Consider the following 20834-nt stretch of genomic DNA (forward strand, 5'->3'; position numbering starts at 1 on the left):
AGCAATACGAACGGCTTACGCTACTGCGCAAAAAGTTCCAATGCGCATTGGAACTTTTGGTTCCATTGGCGATTAAGCCCCTCGGTTTGCGTCACAAATCGCGGTTTTGGCGTTTTCCCGCTTGAATAGATCAAGGGCAGTCATTCTTATGGTCACACTGGCTTCTCCGAGTCCCTGGATTCGTGGCCAGCGCGTAGGGGAAATTACATGACCGATCTCGGTTCGCCGCCTCGTCCCCGTGCTGATACACGCCGCACCCAATCATCGAACGGAAGCCTCGATTCCTCGCACGATCTGCTGCAATCGCTGCAGGCGATGCGCGGTGGCGACTTCTCGGTTCGGATGCGTGGCGACTATCTCGGTATCGACGGCAAGATCGCCGACGCCTTCAACGAAATCGCAGCCGCCAACGAGCGCATGGCGCAGCAATTGGCGCGCGTCGGACAGGTCGTCGGCCGTGAGGGACAGACCCGCCAGCGCGTCAATTTCGGCCTCGCCAGCGGCGCCTGGGCCGATATGGAAAGCTCGGTCAACACCCTGATCGACGATTTGCTGTGGCCGACCCGCGAAGTCACCCGTGCGGTCGCCGCGGTGGCGCAGGGCGACCTGCTGCAGACCGTGCAGCTCGACGTCGAGGGCAGGCCGCTGCGCGGCGAATTCCTGCAGTCGGCGAACATCGTCAACACGATGATCAAGCAGCTCTCGGTGTTTACCTCCGAGGTCACGCGCGTGGCGCGTGAAGTCGGCACCGAGGGCAAGCTCGGTGGTCAGGCCCAGGTGCCGGAGGTGACCGGCGTCTGGAAGGACCTGACCGAGAGCGTCAACTCGATGGCCAACAACCTGACCGGCCAGGTCCGCAACATCGCCGAGGTGACGATCGCGGTCGCCAACGGCGACTTGTCCAAGAAGATCACGGTCGACGTCCGCGGCGAGATCCTGCAGCTGAAGGAGGCCATCAACACGATGGTCGATCAGCTGCGTTCATTCGCTTCCGAAGTGACGCGCGTGGCGCGCGAGGTCGGCACCGACGGCAAGCTCGGCGGCCAGGCGATCGTGCCCGGCGTTGCCGGCACCTGGAAGGACCTGACCGACTCGGTGAACGCGATGTGCGGCAACCTGACCGCTCAGGTCCGCAACATCGCCAACGTGACTACGGCCGTGGCGCGCGGTGACCTGTCGCGCAAGATCACGGTCGACGTCAGCGGCGAGATCCTCGAGCTGAAGGACACCATCAACACGATGGTGGACCAGCTCAACTCGTTCGCCTCGGAAGTGACGCGCGTGGCGCGCGAAGTCGGCACCGAAGGCAAGCTCGGCGGCCAGGCCCAGGTGCCCGGCGTCGCCGGCACCTGGAAGGACCTGACCGACAACGTCAACTTCATGGCGTCGAACCTGACCGCGCAAGTCCGCAACATCGCCGACGTCGCGACCGCGATCGCCGGCGGCGACCTGTCGAAGAAGATCACGGTGAACGTATCGGGCGAAATCCTTCAGCTGAAGGAAACGCTCAACACGATGGTCGACCAGCTCAACGCGTTTGCGTCCGAAGTGACGCGCGTGGCGCGCGAGGTCGGCACCGAGGGTAAGCTCGGCGGCCAGGCTAACGTGCTCGGCGTCGCCGGCACCTGGAAGGATTTGACCGACAACGTCAACTTCATGGCGTCGAACCTGACCGCGCAGGTCCGCAATATCGCAGGCGTCACCACCGCGGTCGCCAATGGCGACCTGTCGAAGAAGATCACGGTGGACGTGCGCGGTGAAATCCTCGAGCTGAAGGACACCATCAACACGATGGTGGACCAGCTCAACGCCTTCGCCGGCGAAGTCACGCGCGTGGCGCGCGAGGTCGGCACCGAAGGCAAGCTCGGCGGCCAGGCCGAGGTGCGCGGCGTCGCCGGCACCTGGAAGGATTTGACCGACAGCGTCAACTCGATGGCCTCGAACCTGACGGCCCAGGTCCGCAACATCGCCGAGGTCGCGACCGCGGTGGCGAAGGGCGACCTGTCGAAGAAGATCACCGTGAACGTGTCGGGCGAAATCCTTCAGCTGAAGGAAACCCTCAACACGATGGTCGACCAGCTCAACGCCTTCGCCGGCGAAGTGACGCGCGTGGCGCGCGAGGTCGGCACCGACGGCAAGCTCGGCGGCCAGGCCGAGGTGCCCGGCGTCGCCGGCACCTGGAAGGATTTGACCGACAGCGTCAACTCGATGGCCGGCAACCTCACGGCGCAGGTCCGCAACATCGCCGAGGTCGCGACCGCGATCGCCGGCGGCGACCTGTCGCGCAAGATCACGGTCGACGTCCGCGGCGAGATCCTTCAGCTGAAGGAAACGCTCAACACGATGGTCGACCAGCTCAACCGCTTCGCGGGCGAGGTGACGCGCGTGGCGCGCGAGGTCGGCACCGACGGCAGCCTCGGCGGCCAGGCCAACGTGCCCGGCGTCGCCGGCACCTGGAAGGACCTGACCGACAGCGTCAACTCGATGGCGGGTAACCTCACCGCGCAGGTCCGCAACATCGCCGAAGTGACGACCGCCGTGGCGCGCGGCGACCTGTCGCGCAAGATCACGGTCGACGTGAAGGGCGAAATCCTCGAGCTGAAGAACACCATCAACACGATGGTCGACCAGCTCAACGGCTTCGCCGGCGAAGTCACGCGCGTCGCGCGCGAGGTCGGCACCGAAGGTAAGCTCGGCGGCCAGGCCGAAGTGCCTGGCGTAGCCGGCACCTGGAAGGATTTGACCGACAACGTCAACTTCATGGCGTCGAATCTCACGGCGCAGGTCCGCAACATCGCCGAGGTCGCGACCGCGATCGCCGGCGGCGATCTGTCGAAGAAGATCACGGTGGACGTGCGCGGCGAGATCCTGCTGCTCAAGGACACCCTGAACACGATGGTCGAGCAGTTGCGCTCGTTCGCCGCCGAAGTGACGCGCGTGGCGCGCGAGGTCGGCACCGAGGGGCGGCTGGGCGGCCAGGCCGTGGTGCCCGGCGTCGGCGGTACCTGGAAGGACCTCACCGACAACGTCAACCTTCTCGCCGCGAACCTGACCACGCAGGTCCGCAACATCGCGGAAGTGACTACCGCCGTGGCGCGCGGAGACCTGTCGCGCAAGATCACGGTCGACGTGAAGGGCGAGATCCTCGAGCTGAAGAACACCATCAACACGATGGTCGACCAGCTCAACGCCTTCGCCGGCGAGGTGACGCGCGTCGCGCGCGAAGTCGGCACCGAGGGCAAGCTCGGCGGTCAGGCCGAGGTGCGCGGTGTTGCCGGCACCTGGAAGGACCTCACCGACACCGTCAACGTCATGGCGGCGAATCTGACCGAGCAGGTGCGCGGTATCGTCAAGGTGGTGACCGCGGTCGCCAACGGCGACCTGAAGCAAAATCTCACAGTGAAGTCGAAGGGCGAGGTGGCCGCGCTCGCCGACACCATCAACAACATGACCGAGACGCTGGCGACCTTCGCCGAACAGGTGACCAGCGTGGCGCGTGAAGTCGGCGTCGAGGGCCGGCTCGGCGGTCAGGCCAACGTGCCCGGCACCGAAGGCACCTGGAAGGACTTGACCGGCAACGTCAACCTGCTGGCGGCCAACCTGACCTCCCAGGTGCGCGCGATCGCGGAAGTGGCGACCGCCGTGACCAAGGGCGACCTGACGCGCTCGATCCAGGTCGACGTGCGCGGCGAAGTCGCGGAGCTCAAGGACAACATCAACACGATGATCGGCAACCTCCGTCTCACCACGGAGCGCAACACCGAGCAGGACTGGCTGAAGACCAATCTGGCGCGCTTCACCAACATGCTGCAGGGCCAGCGCGATCTTGCGACCGTCGGCCGCCTGCTGCTGACCGAGCTGGCGCCGCTGATCAACGCGCATATGGGCGTGATCTACCAGGTCGACAATCCCGAGAATGCGCAGCTGCGCTTGCTGTCGGCCTATGCCAGCGACAGCAGCAATCCGCATCCGCAAATCGTCCAGTTTGGCGAGGGGCTGATCGGCCAGTGCGCGCTCGACAAGCGCCAGCGCCTCGTCTCGGATATTCCCGGCGACGCGGTGCCGATCAATTCAGCGCTGATGCGGATCATGCCGAAGAACCTCGTCGTGTTCCCGGTGCAGTTCGAGAACCAGGTCAAGGCGGTGATCGAGCTGTCCTCGATCTCGTCGTTCACGACATCGCAGATCACCTTCCTCGAACAGCTGACCGACAGCATCGGCATCGTGCTCAACAGCATCGAGGCGACGATGCAGACCGAGGCGCTGCTCAAGCAGTCGCAGCAGCTCGCCGGCGAACTGCAGACCCAGCAGAAGGAGTTGCAGCAGACCAACGACCAGCTCGAGCAGAAGGCCCAGCAGCTGGCCGAGCGCAACGTCGACGTCGAGCGCAAGAACCAGGAAATCGAGCAGGCCCGCCGCGCGCTGGAGGAGAAGGCGACCGAGCTGTCGCTGACCTCGAAGTACAAGTCCGAATTCCTCGCCAACATGTCGCACGAGCTGCGCACGCCGCTGAACTCGATCCTGATCCTGGGCCAGCAGCTCACCGAAAATCCGGACGGCAATCTGACCGGCAAGCAGGTCGAGTTCGCCCGCACCATTCATGGCGCCGGCACCGACCTCTTGAACCTGATCAGCGACATCCTCGATCTGTCCAAGATCGAGTCCGGCACGGTGACGGTCGATGCCGAGGAAATCCTCACCTCGAGCCTGCTCGAGACCGTCGGGCGGCCGTTCCGGCACGAGGCGGAGAACCGGCATCTCTCCTTCAGCATCGATGTCGACGGCAACCTTGCGCGCAGCATGGTGACGGACTCCAAGCGGCTGCAGCAGGTGCTGAAGAACCTGCTGTCGAATGCGTTCAAGTTCACCGCGGACGGCGGCGTCAGCCTGACCGTGTCGGCCGCACTCGGCGGCTGGAGCGCCGAGCATCCGATCCTGAACGCCGCATCGGCCGTCGTCGCATTCGAAGTGTCGGATACCGGCATCGGCATTCCCCAGGACAAGCAGAAGCTGATCTTCGAGGCGTTCCAGCAGGCCGACGCCGGTACCAGCCGCAAATATGGCGGCACGGGCCTTGGCCTTGCCATCAGCCGCGAGCTGGCCGGCCTGCTCGGTGGCGAAATTCATCTGCGAAGCGCGCCGGGCAAAGGCTCGACCTTTGTGCTCTATTTGCCGCTGAAATATGCCGGACCGTCGGTGGCGTTGCGCCCGCAGGCGCTGGCGATGCCGCACACGGCGGCGCCGGCGCTGCAGTCGTCAGGCGCACAGGAGCGCGTGATCGAGCAGCTGGCGGACGACCGGCTCGATCTCGAGCCCGGCGACACGATCCTCTTGATCGTCGAGGACGACCCGCATTACGCGCGGGTGCTGATCGATCTGGCGCGCGACAAGGGCTTCAAGGTTCTGGTCGCAAGCCGCGGCGCCGAGGCGCTCGATCTCGCTAAGCAGTTCCAGCCGAGCGCGGTTTCGCTCGACGTCTTCCTGCCGGACATGCTGGGTTGGACGGTGCTGAGCCAGCTCAAGCACAATCCGTTGACCCGTCACATTCCGGTCCAGATCATTACGCTCGACGAGGACCGGCAACATGCGCTGGCGCGCGGCGCCTTCTCCTTCGTCAACAAGCCGACCACGACCGAGGGCGTCAGCGCGGCGCTGTCGCAGATCAAGGAATACGCCAGACCGCGTCGTAAGCGTCTGCTGATTGTGGAGGACAATGCGGCGGAGCAGCTCAGCATCACCGAGTTGCTCGGCCACGAGGATATCGAGATCGTGACCAGCGGAACCGGGGCAGGGGCGCTCGCAACGTTGCGTGAGCACCCGTGCGACTGCGTCGTGCTCGATCTGCGCCTGCCCGACATGAGCGGCTTCGAGGTGCTGGATCATATCCGCAACGACGAGACGCTCGCCAATATTCCCGTTGTGGTGTTTACCGGCCGGGAACTTTCGGCCGAAGAGGACGCGGAACTGCATACGATGGCGCGCAGCATCGTCGTCAAAGGCGTGGAGTCGCCGGAACGTCTGCTCGACGAAACGTCACTGTTCCTGCACCGTGTGATCACGGAATTGCCTGTCGAAAAACAGAGGATGCTGGAGAAGCTCAATAGTTCCGATGAGGATCTTATTGGCAAGACCGCGCTTCTGGTCGACGACGACGCCCGCAACATCTTCGCGCTGTCGAGCGTGCTGGAGCGGCGAGGTATGAAGGTGTTGACTGCGACAACCGGTCACGAGGCGATCTCGCTGGTCGAGTCCAATCCGAAGATCGCGATCGTGCTGATGGACATCATGATGCCGCAGATGGACGGTTACCAGACCATCGGCGCCATCCGGCAAAATCCCGCCTTTGCGCGGCTGCCGATCATCGCGCTGACCGCGAAGGCGATGAAAGGTGACCGGGAGAAATGCCTGGAAGCAGGCGCATCCGATTATCTGGCGAAACCCGTGAACACCGAGCAACTGCTGCTGGCGATCCGCATGTGGCTGCACCGCTGATCGGCGATCGAACATGATGGACCATGAAAAGGTGAACATCCTTCTGGTCGATGATCAGCCGGCCAAGCTGCTGGCCTATGAGGTCATCCTGAAGGAGCTCGGCGAGACGCTGGTTGCCGCTTCGTCGGGCCGCGAGGCGCTGGAGTTCCTGCTCAAGAACGAAGTCGCGGTCATCCTGGTCGACGTCTGCATGCCCGAGCTGGACGGCTTCGAACTCGCGGCGATGATCCGCGAGCATCCGCGCTTTCAAAAGACCGCGATGATCTTCATCTCGGCAATCCAGGTCAGCGACATCGACCGGCTGCGCGGCTACGAAATGGGCGCGGTCGACTACGTGCCGGTGCCGGTCGTGCCGGAAGTGCTGCGCGCAAAAATCCGCGTGTTCGCCGAGCTCTACCGCAAGACACGGCAACTTGAGCGCCTCAATGCCGAGCTCGAGGACCGGGTGCGCGCGCGCACCGCCGAACTCGAGCAGTCGACCACACGGCTGGTCGAGAGCGAGGCGCGCCGCAGCATGGCGATTGCCGCGGGCAAGATGGGCTCGTGGGACTGGGATTGGGTCAACGGCGACTGGATGTGGGACGAAGGGCAATACAAGATCTTCGGCGTCGATCCGAAGTCCTTCGCACTGAACTCCGACAATATCCAAGCGCTGTTTCATCCCGACGATGTCGAACAACTCCGCCAGGGCTGGACCGGCTTCGGCAACGGCCACACCTCCTATGAGGCCGAATTCCGCGTCGTGCGGCCCGACGGCGAGATCCGCTGGTGCGTCGGCACGGCTGCGGCCACCAGCGACAGGAGCGGCAGGGTGGTGCGGGTCAGCGGCGTCACCGTCGACATCACCGATCGCAAGAAGGCCGAGGAACGGCAGAGCCTGTTGACCCGCGAGGTCGACCATCGCGCAAAGAACGCGCTCGCGCTGGCGCAGTCGATCGTGCGCCTGACGCGCGCGCAGAACGTGACCGCCTATGTGCGGGCGGTCGAGGGCCGCATCACGGCGCTGGCGCGGGTTCACACCGTGCTGTCGCTGTCGAGCTGGCAGGGCGCCGAAATCCGGCGGCTGGTGACCGAGGAGATCGCGCCTTATTCCGAGGCCGGGCAGATCCGGATCGCCGGCGGAGAGGTGCAGTTGCAGCCCGCGACCGCGCAGACGCTGGCACTGGCGCTGCACGAGCTCGTCACCAACTCCGCCAAATATGGCAGCCTGTCGGTGTTGCCGGGCCGGCTCGCGATCACCTGGGAAGTGGCGGACGACACCCTGATCCTGGCCTGGGTGGAATCCGGCGGGCCTCCGGTGACCAAGCCCAAGCAGAAAGGCTTCGGCACACGAAGTGTCATCGCCAGCATCGAGACCCAACTCGGCGGACGGGCCGACTTCGATTGGCGTGCCGAGGGCCTGATCTGCCGGCTCACGGTTCCCCTCAAGCCGCTTGTTGGAGATACGCCGGCGTTCCGCGACCCGACGACGGCCGAGCGCAAGCCCATGGTCCGTTCCAGGGCCGTGTAGTGCATTCTGCGGAGCAGCTCGCCTGCTGATGTGACGGCGCCTCCCGATGAACATTGATGCGGACGACATTGTGAACGCAGCTTGCGGGCGAACTGCGCTATGAGCTGCGCGTCTGACAGGGACCTCGCGCGAGAGCAAATGCGTAAGACAAATCTTGCCGGCGCCTGCATTTCCGTCGTCATCCTCGCAGCGACCAGCATCGCGCGGTCGGGCGCTGAACCTGTGCTGAAAGGCGCGGAGGCGTTCGGCGACTGGCAGCGCGACAGACCGGGCACAGTGCGTCTGATCACGCCGCAGGACTTGCCCAAGCCGGGCGCAACGGCCTCCAGCAGCAATTCGTCCCGCGTCGTGTCGCGCCCCGCAACGGCGGTGCCGCAGGCGCCGGCGGGGTTCAAGGCCGAGTTGTTTGCGAGCGGGCTGAGTGGTCCGCGCATTATCCGGACCGCGCCCAACGGCGATATCTTCGTCGTGGAAACCAGCTCCGGCCGCATCCGCGTCCTGCGCAGCGCCGACGGCGCCACCAGGCCGGCGACCAATGAGGTCTACGCAACCGGACTGAACCGGCCATTCGGCATCGCGTTCTTTCCAAACGGCGACAATCCGCAATGGCTCTACGTCGCCAACACCGACAGCGTCGTGCGCTTTGCCTACCGCAACGGCGATCTCAAGGCGTCGGGAAAGCCTGAGAGCATTGTCGCAAATCTTCCGCACGGCTACGGCCATTCGACGCGTGACATCGTGTTCACGCCAGACGACAAGCGCATGCTGGTGTCGGTCGGCTCCGCCGGCAACGCAGGCGAAGGCCTTGGCCGGCCGCCGGAAGGTATCGAAAGCTGGAGCCGCGATCACGCGCTTGGCGCGGCCTGGGGATCGGAAACCGACCGTGCGGCTGTGCTGGCCTTCGATCCCGACGGCAAGAACCAGAAACTGTTCGCCACCGGTATCCGCAACTGCGTCGGACTTGCGATCCAGCCTGGAAGCGGCACGCCATGGTGCTCGACCAACGAGCGCGACGGCCGCGGCGACAATCTCGTGCCCGACTATGTGACGCGTGTCCGCGAGGGCGCGTTCTACGGCTGGCCCTGGTACTATATCGGCGCCAACGAAGATCCGGCGCATGCCGGCGCGCGGCCCGACCTCAAGGACAAGGTCACGATTCCCGACGTGTTGTTGCAGGCGCACTCGGCTTCACTCGGCCTGACCTTCTACACCGGCAGCAGCTTTCCGGTCGAATATCGCGGCGATGCGTTTGCAGCCGAACACGGCTCGTGGAATCGCGCGAAGCGCACCGGCTACAAGATCATTCGCATCAGGTTGAAGGACGGGATGCCGACCGGCGAGTACGAGGATTTCGTCACCGGTTTTGTCATCGGCGACAATGAGGTCTGGGGCCGTCCGGTGGGTGTCACCGTGGCGCGGGACGGCGCGCTGCTGGTCTCCGAAGACGGCAACGGCACGATCTGGCGCGTCAGCCACGACTAACCGTTCGGCGGCCGCTACCCCAGCCCATCCTTGAGGCCGTATTCCTCATAGATGGTCAGGGGATCGGTATCGGGAAACAACCGGCACTTGGCTTGTGCAAGATGCAGCGTGACGGCTCCGGCCTCACATCTCGCGGTCAGGAGCTTCCGGACGTCCTCCATATGCGCGCGCGGCTGATGCTTCGACGGCAACTGCTCGAGCGCGACCAGCGCGGTGGCCAGAGCTTCCGTGACCACCCACTCGTCGTGTCCGGTAATTCCCTTTCGCGGCATCACCACACCCTCCGTCGCACCGGCTGCGACATTGTAGCGCGAGAAGGGTGGGGGCTGTCATCAGCCAACATGGGCAGGCGGCCAGGAACCGGTTGGCGCGGCCCTGCCACGATGCGCCGCAGGGAACCAGCGTGGCGGCGCGCGCGGGCAATGCTTAGAACGACGGTTGCGTCCCTTCACCACCCGGTCAGCCCGCCCGATGTTCGAACCCTATCTCTCGGCCTGGAGCCTCGTCCCCGACGGCGATCCGATCGTAACGCACGCCGCACGGTTGCTGCCGGTGCGGCGGCACGGCGATCCGGCAATGCTCAAGCTCTCGAACGAGCCGGACGAGCGCCTCGGCGCCATCGTCATGGAGTGGTGGGATGGCGACGGTGCGGCGCGTGTCCTTGCGCGTGACGGCGAGGCGCTCCTGCTCGAACGGGCGATGGGTACCGCTTCGCTCGGCGACATGGCGCGAACCGGCCGGGACGATGAGGCCTGCAGGATTCTCTGTGCAACGGCCGATCGGCTTCACGCCCGGCGAACGAAACCGCGGCCGGACCTGACGCCACTGAAGGACTGGTTTCGCGAACTGTGGCCGGCGGCGAGGGCGCATGGCGGCATCCTGAACCGATCGGCTGACATCGCCGAAGCGCTGTTCGGCGATGTCAGCGAGATCGTGGTGCTGCACGGCGATCTGCACCACGACAATGTGCTCGACTTCGGCGCGCGCGGTTGGCTTGCGATCGATCCCAAGCATCTCGTCGGCGAGCGCGGCTTCGACTTCGCCAACATCTTCACCAATCCGGATCTGGCCGATCCGGCAGGGCCGGTCGCAACCGAACGCGGACGATTTGCACGGCGTCTCGACATCGTCGTGGAAGCAGCAAAGCTGGATCGTCGGCGCTTGCTGTCATGGATCGTCGCCTGGACCGGCTTGTCGGCAGCATGGTTCCTCGGCGATGACGATCCGCTCGCCGAAATCGACCTGCAGATTGCAAACCTTGCCGCGGCTGAACTCGACCGGATGGCGTAGGGCGCGCAGCGACTACGCCGCGGCGGCGCTGGCTCCGCTCAGCGACACACTCAAGATCCGCCACTTCGATATGTCGAAGAAATAGGCCGCCTTGATGCGTGCGGACGCGGGATCCGGCGCCTGAATCGCCGTGTGGAATTTTCGCTCCCCATCGCTCAGCGAAATCCGGAATGTCTGCATTGGTCGAACCTCCACGCGCGGATGCTGCGGCAAGGAGGGTTAAGATCCGGTTGCTGACAGCGGTCCCGCATGGCGCACGCGCGTCTCACGCGCTGCCGTTCTCAGGTGAAGACTGCGGCAGCCGCACCAAGGTGTCTTCTGCGCCGACGACGCGTCCGTCCTGCGCTCTCAGCTCGAGCCGGCGCACCGGCAGTCCGTTCTTTCGATCAACCAGCAGCACATGCGCCTCGTCGGGCTCGAAGAAGAAATCCTCACCCCACTGCCGGAGCGCGACAAGGAGCGGGAACAGCCCGCGTCCCTTTTCGGTCAGCACATATTCCTGATACGGGCTGCCGTCCGCCGCAGGCACGGTCTCCATGATTCCGTGCGCCAGCAGATTACGGAGCCGGGCGGAGAGGATGTTCTTGGCAAGCCCGAGGCTCTTCTGAAATTCGCCGAACCGGCGCAGCCCGTCGAATGCATCGCGGACGATCAACAGCGACCACCAGTCTCCGATCGCATCCAGCGGCCGGGCCACGCCGCACATCGAGTCCCTGTGGCTCACTCGCTTCGCCATCGTGGTCCGCCTGACGCTCCTCAATCCACATTCTGATCGGTGCGCGGCCCGAAGGACCGCCTCGTCGGGACCTCGATATATCGGTTGCAAAGTAAAACCACAAGCCGTACACGGTGGTTTCAATCTAAAACCATCCGAGGCCGAGCCATGATCCAGTCCGACGCCACCTTCGACGGCACCTTTCCGTTCGCGCCGCATTTCAGCGCGGCGCCAGGTTTCCGGATGCATTATGTCGACGAGGGCCCGCGGGACGGCGAGGTGGTGCTTTGCCTTCATGGCGAACCGACCTGGGGTTATCTGTTTCGCCATCTGGTGCCGGCCGTCAGCGCGACGCGGCGCGTGATCGTTCCGGATCACATGGGGTTCGGCAAGAGCGCGACGCCGGCAGAGCGCAGCTATTGGCTGCAGGACCATGTCGACAATCTCGAAGCGCTGGTCCTTGCGCTCGATCTCACCGACATCACGCTGGTCATGCATGACTTCGGCGGCCCCGTCGGCATGGGGTTCGCGGTGAGGCATCCGGATCGCATCCGCCGCATCATCTCGGCCAACGGGCCGACGCCGTTCGGGCAGAGCGATCTGTTCGAGCGCGTCACCGCCAATGCGCTGGCTTCGCCGTGGTTTCAATGGATTGCGAAGGCCGAGGCGAACGGCGAGCTCGAGCCGGTTCTCGGCCAACTCGGCTTCAACATCCTGAGCACGCTCAAGCTCAACGGCTTCGAGAACAACGCCGTCATCACCGACGCCTGGCTCGCCGCCTACGGCGCACCCTTCGCACGCCCGGCCGACTGCCTCGGGGCGATCGGATGGGCCAGGGGCTTTGCGACCGGTGCGCACAGGTTCGACGCGCCGGATCCCACCGCCGACCGCGCGATCCGCGGCAAGCCAGCGCTCGCCATCTGGGGCGAGGCGGACCGCACACTGGGCGCAGAGCATTTGCTGCCGCTGTTTTCCGCGATCTTCCCGGCGGCACCGGTCAGCGCCTTGCCGGCGTCGGGCATTACTGTCTTGAGGATGCCCCGGAGGAAATCGGCGGCCTGATCGCGGAGTTCATCCGGCAGACCTGACTGCGTGCGCGATCGCATGCGCGGGGGCAGGGCAGCAATGGCGCTGGTTAGGCGGCAGAGGGTTCGGGCGTTGATCGGGTCACGCTTGCTCGCACGGAACGAGCAGGACGGTCACATCGCTAAATCTCGATTGGCGTGTCGGTGGTTCAGCTCGCGCCCGCGATAATGACGAGGTTGTTGATGACAGGCGTTGAGCAAAACGCCACCACAAAGGCGATCCTGGAAAGGCTTTGGCTGCGCCAAAGCAACGCGATGACGAGGAACGTCAAACCCAATTTCGGGATCAGCCACCAGGCGCCTAACCAGGTCTGGGCCATCTCCATGAACGGGTTTGCCTCGCCGAACCCGAGCTCCAAAATCCGGTTGGTGGTCGCGAGGTCCGCGCATCCAAGGAGCAGCACGGAGAGCAGCAGCAGTGCCTTGACCCAATTCATTTCAGCCCCTCGGTGCCGAGCGCCAGACTGGCAACGACCCCATCATTCAAGCTGATTCGTTAATTGTTGGTTTGGGCAGGGGATTCAACCGCGGCACCTGGATGGGCTCCCAGCCAGTCAGCATACCGCCGCTCCGGTTACCCCCCTTGCATTTGCGCTAAACGACACCACCGCCCCTGATCGTCCCTGGCCCGGCTCTCGCAAATCTTCTCCTCGCGTGGCCGATCAGCGGGGACTCGATCGTGCGCCAGGTGATCTCCGGACGAGACGCAGACAACCGGAAGCGCAAGGCAACCTGCAAGCGGACGGCCGAAGCCAAAGAACACGTCGTAGACAACCATGTGGAATAGGTAGAGCGAATAGCATCTGCGTCCCGGCCATATGAACGGACGGAGCAGCTCTGTCCGTTCCATGTTGGCGCCCAACCACACAATCGCGCAGCATGCCAACGCTGCGATGGAGAGAAAGCCGAAGGGTTCAACCGTTGCGGCATACGCCACATCGCAAAGCGGCGGCACGCAGTGATCTGGCGGAAGGGGTGTCCTTCGTACTATCCATTGCCAACGCTTCCTTGTGTCCTCTGTTGTTTGCAAAAGTGCCTATTTCATAGGGGTTTCTTGTTACGCCTGTCTTTCGTTGTTTGTCGTCCTCCTCTACAATCCGGCGGAAGTGCTAGGGCACGAAGTAGGGCAGAGGGAGGGAGCGATGGCTCGGAAAATCAACCGGCTCAACGCGAGATCGGTCGCAACGATCAAGGAATTCGGCCGTCATGCTGACGGCGGCGGCTTGTATCTTTCGATCTCGCCGAACGGCGGCCGGCGCTGGACCTTCCTGTATCGCTGGCACGGAAAGCCTACCGAGCTGGGGTTCGGCTCCGCGCGCGATGTGTCGCTGGCACGCGCACGAGAGCTTGCCGGCGAGGCGCGCGCGCAGATCGCAGAAGGTGTCAATCCAAAGGGCGCTCGGAAGCCGGCAGGAGGCTCCACATTCGGCGAATGCGCTGACCGGCTAATTGAGACCATGAAACCGTCGTGGCGCAACGAGAAGCACGCTGCGCAGTGGACAATGACCCTCCGAGACTATGCCGCCCCCCTTCGACGCCTACCCGTAGGGGAGGTGAGCGTTGATAACGTGCTCGAAGTCCTCAAGCCAATCTGGCAGAGCAAACCGGAGACGGCTTCTCGCCTTCGTGGTCGGATCGAAAAGGTTCTGGATGCCGCCAAGGCGCAAGGGCTGCGGGCTGGCGAAAACCCGGCGCGCTGGCGCGGGCACCTAGACCATCTGTTGCCGAAGCAATCCAAGCTGACGCGAGGCCATCACGCGGCGATGGCCTATGCGGATGTCCCGGCATTCATGAGCGACTTGAAGTCTCGCCAAGCCGTCGCGGCGAGCGCGCTCGAATTTGCGATTCTCACCGCAGCCCGCACCGGCGAAGTGCTGGGCGCACGTTGGGAAGAAATCGATCTCGATCGCGGCGTGTGGACTGTGGCGCCGCAGCGGATGAAGGGCGGCATCGAGCATCGAGTCCCGCTACCGAAGCGCGCGGTCCAGATTTTGAGGGCGCTGAACGAGGTCCGAGTCGGCGAGTATGTTTTCCCCGGTCACAAGCCTAAGAAGCCGCTGTCGGGAATGGCGATGGAAATGATGCTTCGTCGCATGAAGATCGAAGACGCAACGCCGCACGGCTTTCGCAGTTCGTTTAGAGATTGGGCTTCCGAGTGCACCAACTTTAGCAGGGAGGTGTGCGAGGCTGCACTTGCCCATGTGATCGAAAGCAAGGTGGAAGCCGCGTATCGGCGCGGTGATCTATTCGAGAAGCGGCGCAAGCTTATGGAAGCTTGGGCGATGTTTTGCTCAACGCCCAAGAATAACAAGGTGGTCCAGTTCAGCGGCAGACAAAATGTGCGTCCAACAAAGCTGTAGTGCGGTCCACGCTGGATTTCGCTTTTGACGCGCTATGGTAGGCTGCCGCGTGTTGAGCGGGCGGCAACGTGCCAGCCTGCCTAGCGGCAAGGGATGAACTATGACGCGCGTATTCTATTTGCTGTCGCTAGTCCTTGCGGTCGCAGTTGCGACCAATGCCAGCGCTCAAACTCCGGCACTCTTATTGTTCGGAGGCAAAGACCATAAGGTCTTTTTGGGTTGTTTCAATTGCAACAGGTATGACTCAGGGTCGATTTGCAACAAGTACGGCGACGTCGGTTCCAAATATAGCGCCGACAGCATTTGGAATGCTTACGGAAACTTCGGATCGAAATATTCCGGCGACAGCCCTTGGAATAAATACTCATCATCGGCGCCAATCATTGTGGATCGATCGGGCAACTCGTACGGATATTTTTCTGCAAACGCGTACCTGTCCAATCGGACGCAAATCGATGCATTGGCGCGGCTCGCAGATTTCGTAGCGGAAAAAGACGATCTCGACAAAGCTCGCGATTTATTTTGCGGCGACTAATGTCCGCTCATGGTCCTAACCGGGCGTGCGACAGTGGGCGGACGCTTCGTCCGCCACATCGGAAGCCTAAGGTCACTGAAATCAATCAACAATCCCATGGGGAGGGCGTGCGTGCCCCAACGCAGGCCCTAGCATCGAGATGGCCGCACGAGCCAGATCAATTGGATGGCGACAACACCCCCTCAACCTCAGCGGTTGCTTCGATGCCGGAGTGAGCGGCCGGAGCCGTGAGCACGGCGTGCAGCTCTTTGAACACAGCGTGCACCACAATGTCAGCGGACAGCGGTCCACCGTAATCTCTGCCCATCGCGAGAAAGGCCGCCGCTAGACGCTCCTCGGGGTTTCCGCAGATGCGCGGTCTCCAGTCGGGCGCCTCAATTGGCGGCCCGACGTCGCCAAACATGTGGAGCGACCGTTGGCCTCCGGGGCCGCGATCGTCGTTGGGCTCGGCTTTCTCGCGCTTCGTGTGGGTGGCTACCATCGGGGCACCCCACGCGATGGCTCGCACGGCGGGACGCCATCGTCGGTCAGCAGCCACGCGTCATAAGCAGCCATCGCTACGTCCTGTTGCGCCTGCGTCGCCGGCAGGCCGCCAATCACCAGCAGCGGCTCCTTCAGCTCCAGCGCGGCCGCGCGCGCCCGATCAGCGAATGCATCGAGGTCTTCTCCCGGCTCGCGCAGCCATTCATGAGCGCCCGCCGTGGCAAACAGCGGATCGCCCGGCGGCAGCCCGCCGTGGATAATCGTCACTCGAAGCGGACCGCCCGGCGGCAACGTGCCCGAAGGTCGTTCTGCATTCATCCGGCGCTCCAATGCCTCAAGACGGCGAATGAGATCGTTGGTCATCTAAATCGATCCTCTAGTGCGTGGAGTCTGGTCTCCAACTGTTGCGTTTCGATCGCGCGCCGCTGCATTTCAATGACGCCAGCGACCTCTACGGCCTCAGCCGGCGAGAGCTGCCCCGCCGCCATCGCCTTTGCGACGGCCGCCAGTGCGCTAACGACGTCGGCCGAGGTTTCCATCTTCGGTAACGGAAACCGCACGGTGCGGCCCCGGCGCGGCGGCATGACGCGGTCCAAGATCAATCGGGCCGCCTGCATGTCTCCGCGCTTCGCCTTTGAGACAACTTTGCCGATCACGGCCTCGATGTCCTGGCTGAGCAACGCCTCAGCCATGACCGTCGTCTTGTTCCGAGCGCCTTTCGGTCGGCCGGCATTGCCGGGGGCGAACGGGCGCCCCCGCGTTCTCTCCGCGTTTTTACGCGAGGCAGCCATTCTGCTTTGACGTTACACGGGGCTGGACGCACCGGCCGCTTGAACACTGCCGCCAGCCGAGCGGCCATACCGATCGTCGGCGCCGAACGAACGCACTCGCATGGGCCGCCGAGACATTTGCGCGTAGATCGTGCCGTTGCCGATAAAGCGCCGAACGGTATGGCCGGACTCCGGACGTTCGACGATCATGCGATGCTCGAACGGCTTCAGGTCGGGCGGATTGAGACCGGCCTGCAAAGCATCTGCACGGATGTCAGCGCATACGTTCGAAAGCACCCTCTGATCGTTGCTCAGGGATCTCAGGTCGGCGCCCTTCCACCGCGCGCTGTGCTTCTGCAATTGGCGGTGCAGGCGAATTTCATAGTCGACGTGGTTCTCACCGTTCATCGGCGGCTCAGCCGGGCCGCCCAGAGCCCGGAAAACGCTGTCACAGCGCGATTGCGTCTCCGCGAGCTTGTCGACGTCCGTCTTGCGATACATGCGGTCATGAAGCTGGCCTACACGCGATGCCAACGCCGCGAACTCTCCATGACCAACTGCGTCGGCTGCGACCCGTTCAGCCATTACACAATCATCGCCTCCGTCCATCCGGCCGCCCACGCCCCGCGACTCGATGACGGCGTCGCATCGTCGCTCGATCTCCGCGAGTTTCGCATCGACTTTTTCGGTGTGAGCGGAGAATGCATCTGCGAGCGCAGTGAGCCCGGCCAGCAACTTCTCGGCATCGAGAGTCTCGTTCTTTTCGTCAGCCATTTTCACAGTCCTTTGTGGGTTGCGTGATGTGGCTCCTGTGAATTGCAAACCTACAGCATGTCGCGATCGCGCGCGACTTCCTTCGCCCTTGTTACCCTGTAGTTGCGCGATGTTGTGCACGCTTCGATATCGTGCGATGATGATCATGGTCTCCAAGATCGTTGCTGATCGTGACCGCAGTCCTCTTCGTGTTGGATCGCCCGCCGTCCCAAACCGGCGGGCGATCTTTTTGAGTCGAGATGCGGCGCCGGATGTACGCGCCGTCGATCGCGATGCCCGCTGCGTTTCGAGTCATGGCGCAGCGGGTCATTGCTTCGGAAGGCGGAGATGCTGTCCGCCACACATGGCGCGCGCCGGCCGTGCTTTTCCGATGATTGTCGCCGCGCGCTCGACGCTGTCCTAGCAACTGCCCCAACCGTCATGCGCGCGATCAGGATGTCGGCCAACCGCGCGCGCAAAATTTTCCTTGTTACCGGACTAGCGCGCGTACGCTCTTTGTGATTGCTTGCATCCGTCCACAGGAGCACTTGCCGGTCGCCCCGTTTCACAGACGGTCCGCGCCCGCCAACTAACCCCGGTTTTTCCGGGGGAAAGGCAATGTGCTATGGACCAACGGAAACCCTTTGTATCGCGGCAGATCGCTCCCTTACCGCCGGAGCACATAGAGCCGCTGTGTTTCATGATCGATGAAGCGTGCCTAGTTGCGAGGGTCGGGCGCAACACGCTTTACAAGGCCGTCGATTCAGGCGCTCTGCGCGCGCGTAAGCTCGGCAAAAAAACCTTGATCCTGCGCGAGGATCTTCAGCGCTGGCTGGAGGACTTGCCGAGCTACGAACCCAAGCACCGTCTGATCGCAGCCGAGTGAATCATGACCGAAAGGCTTCTTGTCGCGCAGCTCAACGCGGACTGGCGCGTGACCTTCGTCCACGACAAGGGTGTGTGGAAATGCGCGGCGTGGAGGATCGAACAGCTAGATGAAGACGGAGCATGGCGCGGCCTCTACGCTATCCGGAGTCGCGAAATGCTGCTCGAATTCGTCAGACACCGCTGTGGCGACATCGATCCGGCCGCCGTCACGATCCTATCCGCGTTGCCGCGCTACTCGTACCGCCGCGAGAACGGCGAGTCCGGGCCGCATCGCTACAAGCGGAAAAAACCAATTGCCTCGCAGGTGGTCGAGCGCAAGCCGGCCGCGCCGGTAGCAGCAGCCCTTGGGCACAGCAAAAAGAAGAGCCCGCACAGCCTGTGAACTGTGCGAGCTCGAGAGACAAACTGAAACTATCCATGCAAGGGGCGTCGCTTCAGCGGTGAGCAATATGATTCAGCGTCAGCTAGAAATCAAGTCTCGCTCTGACGATGCCCGTCAACAAAGCGGAATCGTCGAAAATGACTATGCGCGTCGAAAGCATCACCACCATCAAGGCCGCTGCGAAACGCAGCGAGTTTTTCGTCCGAAAACTGAAATGGCACGACGCGCTTAGCGATCGGTTTGCCCGAGACCGTATCGCCCTGGCTGTTGCGATGACGATCGGCAAGTACTTGAACAGCGGGACCGGCAAAGCGTTTCCGAGCCGGGAGACGATCGCTAATCGTTGCGATGTGTGCGTCCGCAGCGTCGAGCGGGCGGTCAATCGCCTTGAGCGGCGCGGTTTCCTCATCGTGCAACGAGCGCGTGGGCGCGGCCATTCCAATGTCTACAGCATGGCGTTTCCGAAGGAAGGTGGCGACATCGAGCTGACCGGCCGCGAGAGGACTAGGGCAGGGGCGGCGTCACTATCTCAGAAGGGCGACATCGAAACCGGCCCGATCGCGATAGAGCACAACATCCCGGTCGCCTATAATCGCCCAAAAGGCGACACCTCTGTCGCTCCAGAGCCGCAAAAAGGCGACACAGGTGTCGCTCTAACCTTAATAGATGAAGATTCTAACCTTGATGGATTCTCTCTCGCGCGCTCTGCGCTTGCGAGTGCGAGACCAACCGATCACGAGATAGATCAAGTTTTCGAGGAGCTATTCTGGCGAGCCTATCCCAAGCGGGTTGGCGCACACGGCAAACCGGAGGCTCTGAAGAAATTTCGGACCATCGTCCGGTCAGGTGAAGATGCCGGAAAAATCATCAAAGTTGCGGAACGACTGCGGGAGCATTGGCAGCGCAGGCTCAGGAGGAAGCCGGAGGATGGCAGATTTATTCCGATGGCGTCGACTTGGCTGACCAAACGCCGCTGGAACGATGAGCTGGGAGAAGCAGCAGAGGAACTGACGATGTTCGATCTCGCCCTAAGCCTGAGCCAACATGTGAGAGCGTGTGAACTGAGCGGAGGGTACGCGCTGTGAAACCGAAGGCCGAGCGGGGAGGGCAAGGTGCTGCACCAAAAACAGTTTGTCGGATCTCTTCTCCGCCCCATCCGAAACCCACGTGTATGACATCAATCGTGAATCTCTTCGGTCAGGCGAGTGTGCCCTAACGGCTGTCCTATCATCACCGCTCAGCCTCGGCCGCTACCCTCCACAAATCGAACCGACGGCGCACTGGTCTTTGTGGGCTCATGTCCGAGCTACTTGTCAGGCTGGCCCGCATCGTCAATCGGGAAGGCCAGAAAGTCATTCCGAAACGAGCCCAATTTTTCGAGCATCTCGCTTACGCTCGAAGTTCGCTTTGCTCTATCGATCAACGCTGGGATATCATTTGCAGATAGCTTCACCGTTGGATTCAATCGATCGTAGACCCGCATAACTTTGCCGGCCATCTCTTCGATTTCGGATTTGTCAAATCGCGCGCATTCGTGAAGGAAAAAGGCGGCCGCTCGGCACCACAAAATAGGGTTCTTCAGTTTCAGCGCGAGTTCGATCGCTTGCCCGTAAAGATGAGAACCTTCATGGACCGCGCCTGCTCTCATCTGAATGAGTCCACGCGTCGCTAGGTTTACGGCCTCTTCGGCGGCACCATGCCGAAACTTCACCGTTTCCAATTCGGCAGATGCTTCCGCCAGCTTTCCTTGTATCGCGAGCGAAACGGCAAGATTATTATGAAGCATGGCGTCGCCTTTGTTCGCGATCAGGCCTCTTTTCGCGAACTCTTCTCCAGCTTTTCCATCGCCGCGGTGCGCTACTGCGACGAAAGACCCCATAACCGCCGGCCTCACACTGAAAGGCTCGATATCGAGCCATTTCGTGACGGCATCCAACGTGCCCGACCAGTTGCCCGCGAGTTGTTGCTCGAAAGCAAGCGCCTCAAACGTGTTCGGCGTCACATCGGCATGAACGTCTATCGAGGAGTCGCGACGACTGGCCCAATGAGCTTGCGCTACGGCGTTCTCAGTTGGCTCTGCCATGCTGCT

19 protein-coding genes are annotated in these 20834 nt (G+C 62.9%); 10 read left to right on the top strand and 9 right to left on the bottom strand.

The features are described from left to right. Positions 1 to 207: 207 nt before the first annotated feature. From ACOIX3_RS20400 to ACOIX3_RS20410, 3 genes are all read left to right on the top strand, one after another. The gene (locus ACOIX3_RS20400) at positions 208 to 6492 is read left to right on the top strand and encodes a HAMP domain-containing protein (protein ID WP_420971594.1); all 6285 of its coding nucleotides are present in this window, start codon (positions 208 to 210) and stop codon (positions 6490 to 6492) included. 16 nt (positions 6493 to 6508) lie between these two features. Continuing rightward, positions 6509 to 8002 (top strand): sensor histidine kinase, encoded by a 1494-nt coding sequence (locus ACOIX3_RS20405; protein ID WP_420971763.1) that lies wholly within the window; start codon positions 6509 to 6511, stop codon positions 8000 to 8002. Positions 8003 to 8140: 138 nt separating this feature from the next. Further along, positions 8141 to 9484 (top strand): PQQ-dependent sugar dehydrogenase, encoded by a 1344-nt coding sequence (locus tag ACOIX3_RS20410; protein ID WP_420971595.1) that lies wholly within the window; start codon positions 8141 to 8143, stop codon positions 9482 to 9484. A 14-nt stretch (positions 9485 to 9498) separates the two neighbouring features. Here ACOIX3_RS20410 and ACOIX3_RS20415 read toward each other — a convergent pair whose 3' ends face one another. After that, complete coding sequence (locus ACOIX3_RS20415; RefSeq protein ID WP_420971596.1) at positions 9499 to 9756, bottom strand: hypothetical protein; 258 nt, start codon at positions 9754 to 9756, stop codon at positions 9499 to 9501. A 199-nt stretch (positions 9757 to 9955) separates the two neighbouring features. On the opposite strand from ACOIX3_RS20415, the gene ACOIX3_RS20420 reads away from it, so the two are divergent. Further along, positions 9956 to 10774 (top strand): aminoglycoside phosphotransferase family protein, encoded by an 819-nt coding sequence (locus ACOIX3_RS20420; protein ID WP_420971597.1) that lies wholly within the window; start codon positions 9956 to 9958, stop codon positions 10772 to 10774. Between the two features lie 12 nt (positions 10775 to 10786). Here the strand turns inward: ACOIX3_RS20420 and ACOIX3_RS20425 are convergent, their stop codons facing one another. Together ACOIX3_RS20425 and ACOIX3_RS20430 are read right to left on the bottom strand one after the other, a co-directional pair. Continuing rightward, positions 10787 to 10954: a hypothetical protein gene (locus ACOIX3_RS20425; RefSeq protein WP_176531327.1), complete on the bottom strand. Its 168-nt coding sequence runs from the start codon at positions 10952 to 10954 to the stop codon at positions 10787 to 10789. Positions 10955 to 11039: 85 nt separating this feature from the next. After that, positions 11040 to 11510 carry a winged helix-turn-helix transcriptional regulator gene (locus ACOIX3_RS20430; protein ID WP_420971598.1) on the bottom strand — a complete coding sequence of 157 codons (471 nt, stop codon included), beginning with the start codon at positions 11508 to 11510 and terminating at the stop codon, positions 11040 to 11042. Between the two features lie 147 nt (positions 11511 to 11657). Between ACOIX3_RS20430 and ACOIX3_RS20435 the strand changes: the two genes are divergently transcribed. Beyond that, positions 11658 to 12551, top strand: a complete 894-nt coding sequence (locus ACOIX3_RS20435; protein WP_420971599.1) for an alpha/beta fold hydrolase — start codon at positions 11658 to 11660, stop codon at positions 12549 to 12551. Between the two features lie 172 nt (positions 12552 to 12723). On the opposite strand, the gene ACOIX3_RS20440 is transcribed toward ACOIX3_RS20435, so the two are convergent. Then, positions 12724 to 13011, bottom strand: coding sequence for a DUF5658 family protein (locus ACOIX3_RS20440; RefSeq protein ID WP_420971600.1), 288 nt, complete (start codon positions 13009 to 13011; stop codon positions 12724 to 12726). Positions 13012 to 13716: 705 nt separating this feature from the next. Here ACOIX3_RS20440 and ACOIX3_RS20445 point away from each other — a divergent pair. Together ACOIX3_RS20445 and ACOIX3_RS20450 are read left to right on the top strand one after the other, a co-directional pair. Then, complete coding sequence (locus tag ACOIX3_RS20445; protein ID WP_420971601.1) at positions 13717 to 14934, top strand: tyrosine-type recombinase/integrase; 1218 nt, start codon at positions 13717 to 13719, stop codon at positions 14932 to 14934. A gap of 100 nt (positions 14935 to 15034) precedes the next feature. Continuing rightward, on the top strand, positions 15035 to 15469 hold the full coding sequence (locus ACOIX3_RS20450; RefSeq protein WP_420971602.1) for a hypothetical protein: 435 nt from the start codon (positions 15035 to 15037) through the stop codon (positions 15467 to 15469). Positions 15470 to 15626: 157 nt separating this feature from the next. Here ACOIX3_RS20450 and ACOIX3_RS20455 read toward each other — a convergent pair whose 3' ends face one another. The 4 genes from ACOIX3_RS20455 to ACOIX3_RS20470 form a co-directional block, all read right to left on the bottom strand. Next, the gene (locus ACOIX3_RS20455) at positions 15627 to 15950 is read right to left on the bottom strand and encodes a hypothetical protein (protein WP_420971603.1); all 324 of its coding nucleotides are present in this window, start codon (positions 15948 to 15950) and stop codon (positions 15627 to 15629) included. Continuing rightward, on the bottom strand, positions 15944 to 16315 hold the full coding sequence (locus tag ACOIX3_RS20460) for a hypothetical protein (protein ID WP_420971604.1): 372 nt from the start codon (positions 16313 to 16315) through the stop codon (positions 15944 to 15946). Before ACOIX3_RS20460 ends, ACOIX3_RS20455 begins: the two co-directional genes overlap by 7 nt. Further along, on the bottom strand, positions 16312 to 16644 hold the full coding sequence (locus ACOIX3_RS20465; RefSeq protein ID WP_375783032.1) for a hypothetical protein: 333 nt from the start codon (positions 16642 to 16644) through the stop codon (positions 16312 to 16314). The genes ACOIX3_RS20460 and ACOIX3_RS20465 overlap by 4 nt, the downstream gene beginning before the upstream one ends. A 111-nt stretch (positions 16645 to 16755) precedes the next feature. Beyond that, the gene (locus ACOIX3_RS20470; RefSeq protein WP_420971605.1) at positions 16756 to 17496 is read right to left on the bottom strand and encodes a hypothetical protein; all 741 of its coding nucleotides are present in this window, start codon (positions 17494 to 17496) and stop codon (positions 16756 to 16758) included. Positions 17497 to 18175: 679 nt separating this feature from the next. Here ACOIX3_RS20470 and ACOIX3_RS20475 point away from each other — a divergent pair. From ACOIX3_RS20475 to ACOIX3_RS20485, 3 genes are all read left to right on the top strand, one after another. Next, positions 18176 to 18361, top strand: coding sequence for a helix-turn-helix domain-containing protein (locus ACOIX3_RS20475; RefSeq protein ID WP_375783030.1), 186 nt, complete (start codon positions 18176 to 18178; stop codon positions 18359 to 18361). A gap of 3 nt (positions 18362 to 18364) precedes the next feature. After that, positions 18365 to 18745 carry a hypothetical protein gene (locus ACOIX3_RS20480; RefSeq protein ID WP_375783029.1) on the top strand — a complete coding sequence of 127 codons (381 nt, stop codon included), beginning with the start codon at positions 18365 to 18367 and terminating at the stop codon, positions 18743 to 18745. Between the two features lie 137 nt (positions 18746 to 18882). Then, on the top strand, positions 18883 to 19830 hold the full coding sequence (locus ACOIX3_RS20485; RefSeq protein WP_420971606.1) for a helix-turn-helix domain-containing protein: 948 nt from the start codon (positions 18883 to 18885) through the stop codon (positions 19828 to 19830). Between the two features lie 221 nt (positions 19831 to 20051). On the opposite strand, the gene ACOIX3_RS20490 is transcribed toward ACOIX3_RS20485, so the two are convergent. Beyond that, the gene (locus ACOIX3_RS20490) at positions 20052 to 20828 is read right to left on the bottom strand and encodes a hypothetical protein (RefSeq protein WP_420971607.1); all 777 of its coding nucleotides are present in this window, start codon (positions 20826 to 20828) and stop codon (positions 20052 to 20054) included. Between the last annotated feature and the right edge of the window lie 6 nt (positions 20829 to 20834).

This window comes from Bradyrhizobium sp. B120 (genome assembly GCF_049075665.1).
Lineage (GTDB): Bacteria > Pseudomonadota > Alphaproteobacteria > Rhizobiales > Xanthobacteraceae > Bradyrhizobium.